This is a genomic window from Eubacterium album (genome assembly GCF_025336545.1).
GTDB classification, from domain to species: Bacteria; Bacillota; Clostridia; order Lachnospirales; family Lachnospiraceae; genus Eubacterium_U; species Eubacterium_U album.
Genome location: NZ_JAODBU010000008.1, coordinates 101,385 through 117,953 on the forward strand (window position 1 = coordinate 101,385; position 16,569 = coordinate 117,953).

14 protein-coding genes are annotated in these 16,569 nt (G+C 32.8%); all 14 read left to right on the forward strand.

Annotated features, from left to right (window positions below; translation table 11 throughout):
• Positions 1–40: 40 nt before the first annotated feature.
• The 14 genes from udp (at position 41) to N5B56_RS09360 (ending at position 16,559) form a co-directional block, all read left to right on the forward strand.
• Positions 41–802, forward strand: coding sequence for a uridine phosphorylase (gene udp / locus N5B56_RS09295; protein WP_022088358.1), 762 nt, complete (start codon positions 41–43; stop codon positions 800–802).
• Complete coding sequence (locus tag N5B56_RS09300) at positions 792–2,888, forward strand: sulfatase-like hydrolase/transferase (protein ID WP_117909498.1); 2,097 nt, start codon at positions 792–794, stop codon at positions 2,886–2,888. The genes udp and N5B56_RS09300 overlap by 11 nt, the downstream gene beginning before the upstream one ends.
• Before the next feature lie 50 nt (positions 2,889–2,938).
• On the forward strand, positions 2,939–4,141 hold the full coding sequence (locus N5B56_RS09305; RefSeq protein WP_243003019.1) for a D-alanyl-D-alanine carboxypeptidase family protein: 1,203 nt from the start codon (positions 2,939–2,941) through the stop codon (positions 4,139–4,141).
• Positions 4,142–4,210: 69 nt separating this feature from the next.
• Positions 4,211–4,954 carry a segregation and condensation protein A gene (locus tag N5B56_RS09310; protein WP_117909494.1) on the forward strand — a complete coding sequence of 248 codons (744 nt, stop codon included), beginning with the start codon at positions 4,211–4,213 and terminating at the stop codon, positions 4,952–4,954.
• Positions 4,955–4,970: 16 nt separating this feature from the next.
• On the forward strand, positions 4,971–5,540 hold the full coding sequence (gene scpB / locus N5B56_RS09315; protein WP_022088362.1) for an SMC-Scp complex subunit ScpB: 570 nt from the start codon (positions 4,971–4,973) through the stop codon (positions 5,538–5,540).
• Between the two features lie 84 nt (positions 5,541–5,624).
• Positions 5,625–6,779 (forward strand): D-alanyl-D-alanine carboxypeptidase family protein, encoded by a 1,155-nt coding sequence (locus N5B56_RS09320; RefSeq protein WP_260978792.1) that lies wholly within the window; start codon positions 5,625–5,627, stop codon positions 6,777–6,779.
• 199 nt (positions 6,780–6,978) lie between these two features.
• A complete protein-coding gene (gene dapF / locus N5B56_RS09325) occupies positions 6,979–7,812 on the forward strand; it encodes a diaminopimelate epimerase (protein ID WP_260978793.1) in 834 nt (277 codons plus the stop codon).
• Between the two features lie 45 nt (positions 7,813–7,857).
• Positions 7,858–9,333, forward strand: a complete 1,476-nt coding sequence (locus N5B56_RS09330) for a UDP-N-acetylmuramoyl-L-alanyl-D-glutamate--2,6-diaminopimelate ligase (protein WP_260978794.1) — start codon at positions 7,858–7,860, stop codon at positions 9,331–9,333.
• A 22-nt stretch (positions 9,334–9,355) separates the two neighbouring features.
• Complete coding sequence (gene asnB, locus N5B56_RS09335; protein ID WP_022088366.1) at positions 9,356–11,239, forward strand: asparagine synthase (glutamine-hydrolyzing); 1,884 nt, start codon at positions 9,356–9,358, stop codon at positions 11,237–11,239.
• 119 nt (positions 11,240–11,358) lie between these two features.
• Positions 11,359–12,810 (forward strand): acyl-CoA carboxylase subunit beta, encoded by a 1,452-nt coding sequence (locus N5B56_RS09340; protein WP_260978795.1) that lies wholly within the window; start codon positions 11,359–11,361, stop codon positions 12,808–12,810.
• A gap of 15 nt (positions 12,811–12,825) precedes the next feature.
• Complete coding sequence (locus N5B56_RS09345; RefSeq protein WP_022088368.1) at positions 12,826–13,554, forward strand: OadG family protein; 729 nt, start codon at positions 12,826–12,828, stop codon at positions 13,552–13,554.
• A 30-nt stretch (positions 13,555–13,584) separates the two neighbouring features.
• The gene (locus N5B56_RS09350; RefSeq protein WP_022088369.1) at positions 13,585–13,956 is read left to right on the forward strand and encodes a biotin/lipoyl-containing protein; all 372 of its coding nucleotides are present in this window, start codon (positions 13,585–13,587) and stop codon (positions 13,954–13,956) included.
• A gap of 30 nt (positions 13,957–13,986) precedes the next feature.
• On the forward strand, positions 13,987–15,132 hold the full coding sequence (locus N5B56_RS09355; protein ID WP_022088370.1) for a sodium ion-translocating decarboxylase subunit beta: 1,146 nt from the start codon (positions 13,987–13,989) through the stop codon (positions 15,130–15,132).
• A gap of 20 nt (positions 15,133–15,152) precedes the next feature.
• Positions 15,153–16,559, forward strand: a complete 1,407-nt coding sequence (locus N5B56_RS09360) for an oxaloacetate decarboxylase subunit alpha (RefSeq protein WP_260978796.1) — start codon at positions 15,153–15,155, stop codon at positions 16,557–16,559.
• Positions 16,560–16,569 lie beyond the last annotated feature (10 nt).

Consider the following 16,569-nt stretch of genomic DNA (forward strand, 5'->3'; position numbering starts at 1 on the left):
ATATCATATGATTTTAGAGGATTGAACAGGAGGGTACTATATGGGAAAACAATATCATATACAGGTAGATGAAAATGACGTTGGAAGATATGTAATTCTTCCGGGAGACCCGGGCAGGTGTGAAAAAATAGCATCTCATCTAGATGATGCAAAGTTTATAAGCAGAAATAGAGAATTCGTTACGTATACAGGATATTTAGAAGGGAAAAAAGTTTCTGTTACTTCAACAGGAATTGGTGGCCCTTCAGCTGCAATAGCAATGGAAGAACTGGTTGCGTGTAAAGCGGATACATTTGTGCGTATAGGAACCTGTGGCGGAATTAACATGAAAGTAAAATCAGGAGATTGTGTTATTGCAACCGGAGCTATTAGAAATGAAGGGTTAAGTAGAGAATATGCACCAATTGAATTTCCAGCTGTTCCAGATTTTTCTATTGCAACTGCATTAGTTAATGCTTGCAAAAAAAATAAAATAGTGTATCATTGTGGAGTGGTACAATGTAAAGATTCTTTTTATGGACAGCATGCACCTGAGCGAATGCCGGTGTCTTATGAACTGCTAAATAAATGGAAAGCATGGAAACGTTTGGGAGTGCTTGCAAGTGAAATGGAATCAGCTGCATTGTATACAGTTGCAGCGACTTTAGGCGTTAGATGTGGTTCTGTGTTTAATGTAGTATGGAATCAGGAAAGAAAGAAGGCAGGATTTGTAGAAGAGGATTGTCTTAATACCGAAAAGGCTATAAAAGTTGCTGTAGATGCTATAAAAATTTTAATAGAGGAAGACAGGGATGTTAGATAACATTAAAAAAGCAAAAGAGGAATTAATTAAAGTAAAACATTTTTTTAAGGAAACTTATAATAAACATATAATTTATATGTATATTACTGTTGCATTACTAGTTAATCTTATTATTGAAATGTTGGCAAGAGGTTCTTTCCTAAAAGGAATTTTTTATCTTATTTCAAGCCCATATGTTTTTATATGTAATTCGATAATAATTTTAATGACGTTGTCAGTTACATTACTGATGAGACGAAGATTTTTTGGTATATCAATTATATCGATTGTTTGGATTATATTTGGTATAGCCAACTGTGTATTGCTATCGTATAGAGTTACACCATTTACTGCGGTAGACATGATGCTTATTGATAGTGCATTGGATGTAATGAATAAATATTTAAATACTTTTGCATACATACTTATTATAGCTTTAGCGATTTTAGCAGTTGTAGGATTAGTATTTGTTTGGATTAAAGTACCTAAAGTAAATCATAAAATTAATTATGTTCGTAACATAATAGCAATAGCAATTATATGGGTGATAGGTTTTGGCGCAATTAATTTAGGAATTGCTTCATCATTATTGTCAGCTAAATTTGGAAATCTGGCTGACAGTTACAGAGACTATGGTTTTGTTTACTGCTTTACTAACAGTTTGGTTAATACAGGTGTAGATAAGCCGGCAGACTATTCAGATAAAACAATAAAAAGTTTGACTGCAGATGTAGAAGAAACGAAGGTAAAGAAAAAGCCTAATATAATATTTTTGCAGTTAGAGTCATTTTTTGATATTAACAATATGACAAATATAACTTTTTCTGAAAATCCGGTTCCATATTTTGAAAGCCTGATGGAACAGTATCCAAGTGGATATTTAGATGTTCCAATTGTAGGTGCAGGAACTGTAAATACAGAATTTGAAGTTATGACAGGAATGAATCTGGATGATTTTGGCCCTGGTGAATATCCTTTTAAAACAATTTTAAAAGAGACAACATGTGAAAGTATAGCATATAACTTAAAGGAATATGGTTATGCTACTCATGCAATTCATGATAATACAGCAACTTTTTATAGTAGAAATGTAGTATTTTCAAATTTAGGATACGATACATTTTCAAGTATAGAAACAATGAATATTGATGACTTTACTCCTATGGGTTGGGCAAAAGATTATTTCCTTACAGATGAAATAGTTGCAGCACTTGACTCTACAGAAGAACAGGATTATATTTATACAATTTCTGTACAGGGACACGGAAGTTATCCTACTGAAGGAGACTATGATTATCCGATTACTGTAAGTGGATTAGATGATCAGGCAAAGACAAATCAGTATCAGTATTATGTTTGGCAGATAAATGAAATGGATAAATTTATACAGAAACTTGTGGAAACTCTTTCTAAGAGAGACGAAGATACAATATTAGTTATGTATGGAGATCATTTGCCAAGTTTAGGTATAACGGAATCAGAACTTGTAAATGGTGATGTATATCAGACACAGTATGTTATCTGGTCTAATTTTAAGACAAAATACGAAGACGAAGATATAGAAGCATACCAGTTACAGTCAAAAATTCTTGGCGGATTAAATATGACTGCAGGTACAATCAATAATTATACACAAAAGCACAAGAATGATGATGATTATGCAGATGGTTTACAAAATCTTGAATATGACAGCTTGTATGGGGATCATTTGCTTTATGGTGGTGATAATCCATATGTAGCAACAGATATTCAGTTTGGTCTTACAAAGGTGTCTGTTTCATCAATTTCGCCAATGAATGATGGAAGTGGAACAGTTTATATTTATGGAAAGAACTTCACAAATTATAGTAAAGTTTATATAAATGACGAAAAAGTTTCTACTGTATTTATTGATGATAGCACATTAATGATAAATTATGGCGATTTGAAAGATGGAGACAGTTTCTCTGTATACCAGCAGAATTCAGATACTCATGTGTTGAAGAAGACAGATCCGATTATTTTTGAATCGGAAAATCTGGCAATGCCACAGGAAGAAACAACAATTCCTGAGACAACCGTACCTGAAACTAAGAAAAATAGAAAGAATAAAAAAAATAAAGAATAATTTTAATGAAACTCCATTACAATGTTATATAGGTTGTAATGGAGTTTTTTATGAAGAAAATAATTATATACATACTTTGTGTTTGTCTGATGTTTACATTTATCTTTAGTAAAAGTGTCTTTGCAAAAAACAACAAAAATGAAACTGTTGAAAATTCATCAATAGAAAAAGAAATAACAGCTAAGGCGGCAGTACTGATGGAGCCTGAATCTAAAACAATTTTGGTAAACAAAAATGGGGATGAGAAATTATGTCCGGCAAGTATAACAAAAATAATGACGCTATTACTTATTTTTGAAGAATTAGAAGCGGGTAAAATTAAATTGGATGATATGGTAACGACAAGTGAACACGCAAAAAGCATGGGTGGTTCACAAGTGTTTTTGGAAACAGGAGAACAGCAAAGTGTGGAAACACTAATTAAATGTATTGTTGTTGCGTCAGGAAATGATGCCTCGGTTGCCATGGCTGAATACATAGCCGGTTCTGAAAGCGAATTTGTTGATAGAATGAATAAAAAAGCTAAAAAACTAAATATGAATAATACTAATTTCGAAGATTGTTGTGGACTTACGGATTCTGATAACCATTATTCGAGTGCAAATGATGTGGCGATTATGTCTTCAGAATTAATTACAAAATATCCGCAGATATTTAAATATTCAACAATATGGATGGAAACCATAATTCATAAAACGGATAAGGGAGAAAAGGAGTTTGTTCTGTCAAATACAAATAAATTACTTAAAACAAATGATTGCATAAAGGGGTTAAAGACAGGAAGCACATCAAAAGCAAAATATTGCGTATCTATTGTAGGACAGAAAAATGATGTCACATTGGTGTCGGTAATAATGGCAGCGCCTGACTATAAAGCAAGATTTTCTGAGTCAGAAAAACTAATTAATTATGGATTCTCAAAATGCAAATTTTATAAGGATGAAAATGTGCATAAAGGTAATGTGAAAATAAAGAATGGTAAAAAAGAATACGTAAAATCAGGGGTTAAAAATAAATTTTCATATGTAGAAATCAAGGACAGAGATATTAGCAACATTAAAAGCAAAGATAAGATTAAAACTAATATTAAGGCTCCGGTTAAAAAGGGGGATAAACTTGGTGTATGCGAATATTTTATTGACAAAGAAAAAATAGGAGAAACAGAAATAATATCGTATGAAAATGTAGAAAAGAATAATTTTATAACAGAATATTTAAAAATGTTTAAAAATGTATTTAGATGCTGCATTTAAAAATGAGTTGAAAAAATACATGAATTTATGTAAAATTAACAATGATATTAATTTGAAAGAGTAAGATACATGGAATTAGAAGTAAAACTTGAAGTGTTTGAAGGACCATTAGATTTGCTTTTGCATTTGATAGAAAAAAATAAAGTAGACATTTATGACATACCTATTGTTGAAATTACAAGACAATATTTAGAGTACGTAAGTAAATTAGCAGAAGAAAATCTTGACCTTGCCAGCGAATTTCTGGTAATGGCATCAACGTTAATTGATATAAAATGTAAAATGCTGTTGCCTAAAGAAGTTGATGAAGATGGTGAAGAAATTGATCCGAGAACAGATTTGGTTCAAAAATTAATCGAATATAAAATGTATAAATATGCAGCTATAGAACTTAAAGATATGCAGCTTTATGCGGGAAAGTCACTATATAAAGAACCGACAATTCCTGAAGAAGTTGCAAAATATCAACCGCCTGTAGATTTAGATGAAATTTTAAAGGATGTTGATTTAAATAAGTTAAAAGAAATTTTTGATACAGTAATTAAACGCCAGATAGATAAGATTGACCCTGTAAGAAGTAAATTTGGTAAAATTGAAATGGAGGAGGTCAGCCTTACTGATAAAATAACTTATGTGAAAAAAGTAGCTGTAAAAAAGCATAAATGCAGCTTTAAACAGTTGCTTGAAAACCAGACATCAAAAATGGAAGTTATAGTTACATTCCTGGCAGTATTAGAACTGATTAAAGTGGGAGAGATTAATGTAAGTCAGGAAAAGACATTTGATGATATAATTATTAGCACAAAGGAATGAGTAGGTGTAAGATTTAATGGAAACAAATAATTATGAAGCTGCCATAGAAGCAATATTATTTACTATGGGAGAATCAGTAGAAATAGATAAGATTGCAAAGGCCTTAGAATTAACTAAAGCTCAAGTTAAAAAGATTGTTGCAAATATGCAGAAGGAACTTGAAAGTGATTCAAGAGGAATTAGAATAATCGAGTTAGAAAATGCATATCAGTTATGTACTAAACCTGAAATGTATGATTATTTAATAAAAGTTGCAAAGCAACCAAGAAGACAGGTGCTTACGGATGTAATGATGGAAACACTTTCTATTATTGCATACAAGCAGCCGATTACAAAATCTGAGATTGAAAGTATCAGAGGAGTAAAAAGTGATTTTGCAGTCAATAAACTAGTTGAATACGAATTGGTTCAGGAGGTTGGAAGATTAGATACTCCGGGTAGACCGTTACTTTTTGGTACTACAGAAGAATTTTTGAGAAGGTTTGGAGTTGACTCTTCAGAAAATCTACCTGAGATTAATCCTGATGTTATAGAAGAAATAAAAGAAGAAGCAGAAAAAGAAGTTTCTCTTAAATCAAATGACTAAAAGATAAAGTAGCAAAGAAGCTGGAATATAAATCTGGCTTCTTTATTTTTTTAATTAGTATGTAAAATATGACCAGGGGGAGTTATGTCTAAAAAAAGTATTTATAGATTGATAAGTTTTTGTATAACGATAATTATCGCATGTAATATACTTTGTATTTGTAAAATAAATGCTGATGAGGAAAAAGTAGTAAAATACGCAAAGTCTGCTGTTTTAATAGATGGGGACTCAGGTAGAATTTTGTATGAAAAATCTGCACACAATAAAGTGTCTGTGGCAAGCACGACTAAAATTATGACATGTATAATAGTAATCGAAAATGGAAATCTTGGTGATATGGTTACTCCGTCTGATTATGCGATAGCTATGCCAAAGGTTAAAATGCATTTAGACTCAAAAGATAAATATAAACTTGAAGACTTACTATACGCAATGATGTTAGAGTCATATAATGATGTCGCTGTAGCAGTCGCTGAGCATATAGCTGGAAGTGTTGAAAAATTTGCAGAGTTAATGAATATTAAAGCAAAAGATATTGGAATGAAGGATACAAATTTTGTTACACCAAATGGGCTTGATGCCAAAAATCAATATTCAACTGCTTACGATATGGCTCTTTTAGGCATGTATGCAACAAATAATGAACTGTTTGTAAAAATCACAAATACAAGAAACTATTCTTTTGCAAGCGAAAACGGAAGAAGAGTTTCTGTAAGTAATAAAGATGCGTTTCTAGATAAAATGAGTGATGCAATAGGTATAAAGACAGGATTTACAGGAAATGCAGGATATTGTTTTGTAGGTGCTTTAAAAAATGAAAATAAAAAACTAATTTCATGTGTTCTTGCATGTGGATGGCCACCTAATAAAGGATATAAATGGAATGACACTTTAAGCTTAATGAAATATGGTGAAAATTATAATTATAAAGAAATAGTCGATATACAGAATGATTTTGTTAAATACGATGTTAGGAATGGGGTAGAAAATATATTAAATACATATACGAATGAAAAATTTGGATTGCTGCTTAGAAATGACGATAAAGTTGATAAAAAGATAGTAATAACCAAAAAGAATGCACCAATTTTTAAGAATGAAGTTGTTGGATACGAAAATATATATGTAAATAATATTAAAATAAAAGCTATAGAGATTAAGGCAAAACAAAATATTAAAAAGTATGAATTTAAATATTGTTTAAAAAAATTTTTTTTGACATTTTTTTCTTTAATTTAAATGGAATAGGTGTAGTGATATACAAGATTTTAAACGCCAATGATATAAATTAAAATGTTTTACTTTAATATTTATATGTGGTATATTTATACCAAATTTGTTTTTAAAAAAAATAGTATATTTTATAATAAACAAATTGATATTAATAGATACAATCTCTTACTATTGATTAAAAGTAGCAGGAAGAACAGGAGAGTTTATGAAGTTTACAAAGATGGAAGGTTGCGGAAATGATTATGTTTACGTAAACGGATTTGAAGAAAAAATTGATAATCCCAATGAAGTTGCTATAGCAGTTAGTGACAGACATTTTGGAATAGGTTCAGACGGACTTATAATAATTAATCCATCAGAAGTAGCTGATTTTAAAATGTGTATGTACAATGCTGACGGTTCAGAAGGAAAGATGTGTGGAAATGGAATCCGTTGCGTTGCAAAATATGTTTATGATTTTAACCTGACAGATAAAGATGTAATAACAGTTGAAACTTTATCAGGAATTAAGACTTTAAAATTAAATGTTGAAAATGGAAAAGTTAAAACTGTCAGAGTAAATATGGGAGCACCAATTCTTGAGTGTGATAAAGTACCGGTTAAATATGACGATGAAAAGATGATTAATAAGCCTGTAAAGGTAGATGGAAAGACATTTAACATAACATGCGTTTCAATGGGTAATCCTCACGCAGTTACATTTATAAATGATACAGATAATCTTGAAATAGAAAAAATCGGACCTAAGTTTGAAAATAATGAAATTTTCCCGGATAAAGTAAATACGGAATTCATTCAGATTATTGATAAGAAGACAGTAAAAATGAGAGTGTGGGAAAGAGGCTCAGGTGAAACTTTTGCATGTGGAACAGGAGCTTGCGCATGCGTAGTTGCAAGTGTGTTAAACAGGCTTACAGAAAATAAGGTAACAGTAAAACTATTAGGTGGAGAATTAGAGATTGAATATAATCAGGATGAAAATACTGTATATATGACAGGACCTGCAAGAGTTGTTTTTACGGGAGAATATGATATATAAAATGAAAGGAACATTAGACTGTTAAGTCTATGCATGGGAAATAATATGAAATTATCAGATTTACTCACAGATATAGAATATGTGCTTGTACAGGGCAATTTAGATATTGATATAAATAATATAGTGTATGATTCAAGAAAGGCACAGAAAGATGATGTGTTTGTGTGCATAAAAGGAACAGGCGTAGATGGGCATAAATTTATACCACAGACAATTGAAAAAGGAGTTACGGCTTTAATAGTTACTGATGAAGTTAAGGTCCCTGAAAATATAACTGTTGTAAAAGTTAATGACGACAGAAAAGCGCTAGCTTATATGTCTGCTGCCTATTTTGGATATCCTGCTAATAAATTAAAAACAATTGGAATAACAGGAACTAAAGGAAAGACAACAACTACATATATGATACGTCAGGTATTAGAAAGTGTTGGAATAAAAACAGGCTTAATTGGAACAATAGAAACAATTATTGGAGATAAAAAAATACCTGCAAGCAACACAACGCCTGAATCATATGTTGTACAACAAAGTTTTGCAAAGATGGTTGAAGAGGGATGCGAATGTGTTGTTATGGAAGTATCATCTCAAGGATTAAAACAAAACAGAGTTGCAGGAATTCAATTTGATTATGGAGTTTTTACAAATATAGAACCAGATCACATCGGTCCTAATGAACATGCAGATTTTAACGAATATGCACATTGTAAGGGATTGCTTTTAAAACAATGCAAACATGGAATAATAAATGCAGATGCGGACTTCTTAGATAAGATATTAGATGGTCATACATGTGATATTGAAACATACGGCATTGATAATGAATGTGATCTTAAGGCTAATGATATTGAATTGTTTACAAAACCGGGATGCTTATGCGTATCTTATAATTTATCAGGAGAATTATCATTCCCTGTAGAAATTCATATACCCGGAAAATTTAGTGTATATAATTCATTATGTGCTATTGCTATATGCAAACATTTTACTAACAGCATTGAAGATATTAAGAAGGCTTTGATTGATGTAAAAGTTAAGGGAAGAGTTGAAATTATTCCGGTTTCAAAGAGATTTACATTAATGATTGATTATGCTCATAACGCTATGAGTTTAGAAAGTTTAATTACGAGTCTTAAAGAATATAATCCGAAAAGAATAGTTACATTATTTGGCTGTGGTGGAAATCGCTCAACTGAAAGAAGATTTGAAATGGGAGAAGTTTCATCTAAATTATCAGATTTAACAATTGTTACATCTGATAATCCTAGATTTGAAGAACCTATGGATATTATAAATGATATTATTACGGGAATTAAGAAAGCTGATGGAGAATATGTTGTAGTTCCGGATAGAAAAGAAGCAATAAAATACGCTATTGTTAATGCAAATGATGGAGATGTTATTGTTCTTGCTGGAAAAGGACATGAAGATTATCAGGAAATTAAAGGTGTAAAATATCCGATGGATGAGAGAGTTCTTATTGATGAAATTATCAATGAAGATGAAGTAAAGAAAATATTATAAATAAGACGAAAGAGAGATTGATATGTGTGGAATATGTGGATTTGCAGGAAAAGTAAATAACAGCAGAGATGTTCTTAAAACTATGATGGATAAGATAGCACACAGAGGACCGGATGATGAAGGTATGTATGTAGACAATGATGTGGCTATTGGGCATAGAAGACTTAGCATTATTGATTTAAGTCATGGCGCACAGCCTATGTATAATGAAACAGGCGATATTGCAATTGTATTTAACGGTGAAATATATAATCACTTAGAAATCAGAAAGGATTTGATTGCTAAAGGACATACATTTGCAAATGACTCTGATACAGAATGTCTTATACATGGATACGAAGAATATGGTACAGAATTACTTGGAAAATTAAGAGGAATGTTTTCTTTTGTTATCTGGGATACTAATAAAAAACTTATGTTTGGTGCAAGAGATCACTTTGGCATAAAGCCATTCTATTATTCATTGTTTAATGATAACTTTATATTTAGTTCTGAAACAAAAGCAATATTAGAATTTCCGGGATTTAAAAAAGAAGTTAATGAAGAAGCTCTTGAACAGTATTTAAGTTTTCAGTATTCTGTTCTTCCTGAAACATTCTTTAAAGGAATATATCGTCTGCCGGCAGGACATTACCTTATATTTAAAGATGGAAAACTTGAAGTCCAAAGATATTTTGATCCAATGATGGAACCGGCAGAAAGTGGAGATTTAGAAAAAACAGTAGGTGAAATTGAGAATGTTGTTAAAGATACAATTAACGCTCATATGATTGCTGATGTAGAGGTAGGTTCACTTTTGTCAAGTGGTGTTGATTCAAGTTATGTCGTTTCGGAATTTCCGGGTAAGAAGACATTTACAGTTGGATTTCTTGATAAAAACAGTAAATATAATGAAATCAGATATGCCGAAAGTCTTGTAAAAGAATTAGGCAAGGAAAATTATAATAAAACAATTGACAGTGATGAGTATTTTAATTCAATTCCTACAGTTATGTATTATATGGATGAGCCTTTAGCAGATCCCTCATGTATAGCACTTTATTTTGTTGATCAGGTCGCTGCAGAACAGATTAAAGTTGTTCTTTCAGGTGAGGGTGCTGATGAGTTCTTTGGTGGATATAATATTTATCATGAACCTTTGTCTCTTAAAGGATATCAGAAACTTCCAAAAGGACTTAGAAAAGGACTCGCAGCTATAGCTAAAAAGTTACCTGATATAAAGGGAAGAGATTTTATAATCAGAGGCAGTAAAGATGTTGAAGAAAGATTTATTGGAAATGCCAATATGTTCTCAGTTGAAGAAAGGGAAAAGTATTTGAAACATCCAATTACTCATATTCCACCTAAAGATATTGTGGCTTCAACATATAAAAAAGTAGAAGGCTTAAATGATATTGCTAAAATGCAGTATATTGATACAAATTTCTGGTTACAGGGCGACATTTTACTTAAAGCAGATAAAATGAGTATGGCTCATTGTCTTGAATCAAGAGTTCCGTTCCTTGATGTAAAAGTATTTGATTATGCAAAGAAACTTCCAATAGATTTTAGATGTAATGAAGAAGCTACAAAGAGAGCTTTTAGAATTGCAGCCAAAAGACATTTACCGGAAGCTACCGCCAATAAAAAGAAACTTGGATTCCCGGTTCCAATCAGAGTTTGGTTAAAAGAAGATAAATATTACAATAAAGTATATGAAATGTTTACAAGTGATGTTGCAAATAAATACTTCAATACAGAATTACTTGTAAAATTATTAGAAGACCACAAAGCAGACAAAGCAGATAACAGTAGAAAGATTTGGACAATTTACGTTTTCCTTGTTTGGTATAACGTATACTTTGTTGAAGAGGATTTTAAACCTATTAATGATGAATGGGTTAAAAATAGAATAAAAACTGCCTAGAAATATTTGGAAAAATAACTTGATATTTGACTGAAAACAGTATAATCTATATAAGGCAGAAATTTGGTTGTAACACACAGATTACTGTGTGTAAATTATAATAAAATGGAGGACTGATTATGAGTACAACAGCAAAAGTATCAGCAAGACAGAGAATTGAATCTATTCTTGATGATAACAGTTTTGTTGAAATTGGAGCTTTAGTTAAGGCTAGAAGTACAGATTTCAACATCAAAACCAACGATACTCCATCTGATGGTGTAATAACCGGATATGGTATTGTCAACGGTAAACTTGTGTACATTTATAGCCAGGATGCATCAGTTATTGGTGGATCAGTTGGAGAAATGCATGCAAAGAAAATAGTTAATCTTTATAATATGGCTATGAAGACAGGTGCGCCTGTAATTGGACTTGTGGACAGCACAGGTTTAAGACTTCAGGAAGCTGTTGATGGATTAAATGCATTTGGAGAAATTTACTTAAAGCAGGCAATGGCTTCAGGCGTTATTCCAATGATTACAGCAGTATTTGGTAGCTGTGGTGGTGGATTAAGCGTTGTTTCTTCAATGGGAGATTTCACATTTATGGAAGGTGAAAAGGCAGAATTATTTGTTAACTCACCTAACGCAATTAATGAAAACCGTAAAGAAGTATGTGATAGTGCTTCTGCTAAATTCCAGAGCGAAAGCGGTACAGTTGATTTTGTAGGTACAGAATCAGAAATATTTGAAGAAATCAGAGACTTAGTTTCTATACTTCCATCAAATAATGAAAAGGCTGATTATGAAGAAGAATGTGAAGACGATTTAAACAGAGCATGTGAAGGAATGGAAAATTGCGTTGAAGATACATTAATTGCAATTTCAAATATTTCTGATAATGGTTATGTATTCGAAGTTAAAAAAGCATATGCTCCTGAAATGCTTACAGCATTTATTAAAGTAAACGGAGCAACAGTAGGTGTAGTTGCAAACAGAACAAAAGTATATGATGATGATATGAATGTTGCTGCTGAATACGAAGCTAAATTAACAGTTGGTGGATGTAAGAAGGCTGCAGAATTTGTTGAATTTTGCGATGCATTCGGAATTGCAATTCTAACATTAACAAATGTTGATGGATTTAAGGCAACAATGTGTCAGGAAAAACATGGTGCTAAAGCAACTGCTAAACTTGTATACGCATTTGCTAATGCAACAGTTCCTAAAGTAAATATTTTAATTGGAAATGCAATGGGAAGCGCATATGTTGCAATGAACAGCAAGGCAATTGGAGCAGATGTTGTTTATGCATGGCCAACAGCTAAAGTTGGAATGATGGATGCTAAGAGTGCAGTACAGATTATGTATGCTGACGAAATTGAAAAGGCAGATGATGCATCTGTAATTATCAATGAAAAGACTAAAGAATATAACGAATTACAGTCTAATGTAATGTCAGCAGCTGCCAGAGGATATGTTGACAGCATAATCGAACCTGTTGATACAAGAAAATATGTTATTGGCGCATTTGAAATGCTCTATACAAAATATGAGAATCGTCCAGGTAAAAAACACGGCACAGTATAATATAAGGAGAGAAACATGAAAAAAATAATAAAATTGTTTTGTATCGTTTCTTGTCTGATGGTATGTTTTGCAGGTTGTGGAAAAGGTGATGATAAGGCTTCTTACAATGCACAGGATGTACGTGCTTATTTAGAAACTCAGGTTGCCGATATCTCTAAGGGAGAGGAAGAACCTGTTGATGACGAAACTGCTACATTCAAAAAAGAAGAAGGAATGTATAAGTCAGCTGTAGAATCTTGGAATAAATTAGCAGACGAATGTGGTAAGGCTACAGATTCAGTTTCTGATTTTGCTATAAATGAACAGAATGGCGAATTAGCCGTAACTGAAGTGATACAGTTTGAAGATAGAAAAGTGAATATTACTTCTACATTTGAAGAAAGCGATAATGGATATATTATGACAAGCTTGTCTTTTGACCCTATTTATTCAATGGGTGAAAAAATGGAACAGGCAGCTTTAAATACAGTAATGGGAATGGGAACAGTATTTGCTGTTTTAATTTTCATTTCAGCAATTATTTCATTATTTAAATTTATTCCGTCAATCATTGATTCTTTTGGTAAAAATAAGAAATCAGAAGAAAATAAAGAAACAGCAACAGAGTCAAAGGCTTCAGTTCCTGTTGTAGAACAACCGGTATCTGATGATGCGGAACTTATTGCAGTAATTGCAGCGGCAATTGCAGCGAGCGAAAACACAACAACAGACGGATTTGTAGTTCGTTCTATAAGAAAACGCTAGATACTTATGAATTATTTAGGAGGAAATAAAATGAAGAATTATACAATTACAGTTAATGGAAATGTATATGATGTAACAGTTGAAGAAACTGGAAGCACACCAAGTGCAGCTCCAGTTAGAAAAGCAGCACCTGCAGCTAAGGCAGCTCCTGCACCTGCAGCAGCACCAGCAGCAAGCGGAGCAGAAGGTTCAGTTAAGATTACAGCACCTATGCCTGGTAAAGTTTTATCTATCAGTGCAAATGTAGGTCAGGCTGTTAAAAGAGGCGATACAGTTTTAGTATTCGAAGCAATGAAAATGGAAAACACAGTTGTAGCTCCGGAAGATGGTACAGTTGCAAGCATTAGCGTTGCAGTTGGAGACAGCTTTGAAGCAGGTGCAGTTATCGCATCATTAAACTAATGGCCTTTTAGTCAGACTTGGAGGTAACATATGAATGTTTTAGATACATTGGAAAATTTGCTTAACCAGACAGCATTTATGAGTTTGACACCAGGAAACTACATAATGATTTTGGTAGCTTGTGTTTTCCTTTATTTAGCAATTAAAAAAGGATATGAACCATTATTATTGGTTCCTATTGCTTTTGGTATGCTTTTAGTAAATATGTACCCTGATATCATGCTTCATCCTGAGGATTCAGCAAACGGAACCGGTGGATTACTTTATTACTTCTATATTTTGGATGAATGGAGTATTTTGCCATCGCTTATTTTCCTTGGAGTAGGTGCGATGACAGACTTTGGTCCGTTAATTGCAAATCCAAAGAGTTTCCTTTTAGGAGCGGCAGCACAGTTTGGTATTTATTCAGCATATTTCTTAGCAATATTTATGGGATTTGGTGGAAAGGCAGCCGCAGCTATTTCTATTATCGGTGGAGCTGACGGACCTACATCAATTTTCCTAGCAGGTAAACTTGGGCAGACAGCACTTATGGGACCAATCGCTGTAGCGGCTTATTCCTATATGGCGTTAGTTCCAATTATTCAGCCACCTATTATGAAGGCTTTAACAACTGAAAAGGAACGTAAAGTCAAAATGGAACAGTTACGTCCTGTTTCTAAACTTGAAAAAATATTATTCCCAATCGTTGTTACTATAGTAGTAGTAATGATTTTACCAACAACAGCACCTTTAGTAGGTATGTTAATGTTAGGAAACTTATTTAGAGAATCAGGTGTAGTAAAACAGTTACAGGAAACAGCATCAAATGCGTTAATGTATATTGTAGTTATTTTACTTGGTACTAGTGTTGGTGCCACAACAAGTGCAGAAGCATTCTTAAATATGAGTACAATTAAGATTGTAATATTAGGATTAGTTGCGTTTGCTGTTGGTACAGCTGCAGGTGTATTATTTGGTAAATTAATGTGCGTTGCAACACATGGAAAAGTTAATCCGTTAATTGGTTCAGCCGGAGTTTCAGCCGTTCCTATGGCAGCCAGAGTTTCTCAGAAAGTCGGCGCTGATGCGGATCCTACAAACTTCCTGTTAATGCATGCTATGGGACCTAATGTTGCAGGCGTTATTGGTACTGCAGTAGCTGCAGGTACATTTATGGCAATATTTGGTATTTAATATTTATGGAGGATAAAATAATGGCAGAAAAAAGACCGGTAAAAATTACGGAAACAATATTACGTGATGCTCATCAGTCATTAATCGCAACAAGAATGCCAACAGAAGAGATGCTTCCTATCATTGATACAATGGATAAGGTTGGATATTATTCAGTTGAGTGTTGGGGCGGTGCTACATTTGACGCATCACTTAGATTCTTAAAAGAAGATCCATGGGAAAGACTTAGAAAGTTAAGAGATGGATTTAAAAACACTAAATTACAGATGTTATTCAGAGGACAGAATATTTTAGGATACAGTCATTACTCAGATGATGTAGTTGAATATTTTGTTCAGAAATCTATTGCAAACGGTATTGATATAATTAGAATATTCGATTGCTTAAATGATCTTAGAAACCTTGAAACTGCAGTTAAAGCTGCAAATAAAGAAAAAGGTCATGCACAGATAGCTCTTTCTTATACATTAGGAGATGCGTATACTCTTGACTACTGGAAAGAAACAGCTAAAAGAATTGAAGATATGGGTGCAAACTCATTATGTATTAAGGATATGGCCGGACTTCTTACACCTTATAAGGCAACAGAATTAGTTCAGGCATTAAGAGAAGGAACAGATATTCCTATCGACCTTCATACACATTACACATCAGGTGTAGCTTCAATGACATACTTAAAGGCTGTAGAAGCAGGATGTGATATCATCGATACAGCTATTTCACCATTCTCAATGGGAACAGCTCAGCCTGCTACAGAAGTTATGGTTGAAACATTTAAGGGTACAGAATATGACACAGGATTAGATCAGAAATTATTAAAAGAAGTTGCTGATTACTTTAAGCCATATAGAGAAGAGTGCCTTGCAAACGGATTATTAAATCCAAAGGTAATGGGTGTTAATATTAACACATTAATTTATCAGGTACCTGGTGGTATGTTATCTAACTTAGTTTCACAGTTGGATGAAATGGGTGCTTCAGATAAATTTGATCAGGTGCTTGAAGAAGTTCCTAGAGTACGTAAAGACTTTGGTGAACCACCTCTTGTTACACCATCTAGCCAGATTGTAGGTACACAGGCTGTTCTTAATGTCGTTATGGGAGAAAGATACAAGATGATTAACCAGCAGGCAAAAGATCTTCTTGCAGGTAAATATGGTCAGACTGTAAAACCATTTGATAAAGAAGTACAGAAAAAGGCAATTGGTGATGAAGAACCAATTACATGCAGACCGGCTGATTTACTTGAGCCTTCACTTGATAAGTTCGAAAAAGAATGTGCTCAGTGGAAACAGCAGGATGAAGACGTATTAACATACGCTTTATTCCCACAGGTTGCAAAAGAATTCTTTGAATACAGAGAAGCTCAGCAGACAAAGGTTGATCTATCTGTAGCAGACAAAGAAAACGGAGCATATCCGGTATAAATATAATTTG

What these genes read in the sequence shown, in the direction of transcription:
- N5B56_RS09345 (WP_022088368.1), top strand. Translation starts at nt 12,826, where the DNA reads ATGAAAAAAATAATAAAATTGTTTTGTATCGTTTCTTGTCTGATGGTA.
- udp (WP_022088358.1), top strand. Translation starts at nt 41, where the DNA reads ATGGGAAAACAATATCATATACAGGTAGATGAAAATGACGTTGGAAGA.
- N5B56_RS09360 (WP_260978796.1), top strand. Translation starts at nt 15,153, where the DNA reads ATGGCAGAAAAAAGACCGGTAAAAATTACGGAAACAATATTACGTGAT.
- N5B56_RS09300 (WP_117909498.1), top strand. Translation starts at nt 792, where the DNA reads ATGTTAGATAACATTAAAAAAGCAAAAGAGGAATTAATTAAAGTAAAA.
- N5B56_RS09320 (WP_260978792.1), top strand. Translation starts at nt 5,625, where the DNA reads ATGTCTAAAAAAAGTATTTATAGATTGATAAGTTTTTGTATAACGATA.
- N5B56_RS09340 (WP_260978795.1), top strand. Translation starts at nt 11,359, where the DNA reads ATGAGTACAACAGCAAAAGTATCAGCAAGACAGAGAATTGAATCTATT.
- N5B56_RS09305 (WP_243003019.1), top strand. Translation starts at nt 2,939, where the DNA reads ATGAAGAAAATAATTATATACATACTTTGTGTTTGTCTGATGTTTACA.
- N5B56_RS09310 (WP_117909494.1), top strand. Translation starts at nt 4,211, where the DNA reads ATGGAATTAGAAGTAAAACTTGAAGTGTTTGAAGGACCATTAGATTTG.
- asnB (WP_022088366.1), top strand. Translation starts at nt 9,356, where the DNA reads ATGTGTGGAATATGTGGATTTGCAGGAAAAGTAAATAACAGCAGAGAT.
- dapF (WP_260978793.1), top strand. Translation starts at nt 6,979, where the DNA reads ATGAAGTTTACAAAGATGGAAGGTTGCGGAAATGATTATGTTTACGTA.
- N5B56_RS09330 (WP_260978794.1), top strand. Translation starts at nt 7,858, where the DNA reads ATGAAATTATCAGATTTACTCACAGATATAGAATATGTGCTTGTACAG.
- scpB (WP_022088362.1), top strand. Translation starts at nt 4,971, where the DNA reads ATGGAAACAAATAATTATGAAGCTGCCATAGAAGCAATATTATTTACT.
- N5B56_RS09350 (WP_022088369.1), top strand. Translation starts at nt 13,585, where the DNA reads ATGAAGAATTATACAATTACAGTTAATGGAAATGTATATGATGTAACA.
- N5B56_RS09355 (WP_022088370.1), top strand. Translation starts at nt 13,987, where the DNA reads ATGAATGTTTTAGATACATTGGAAAATTTGCTTAACCAGACAGCATTT.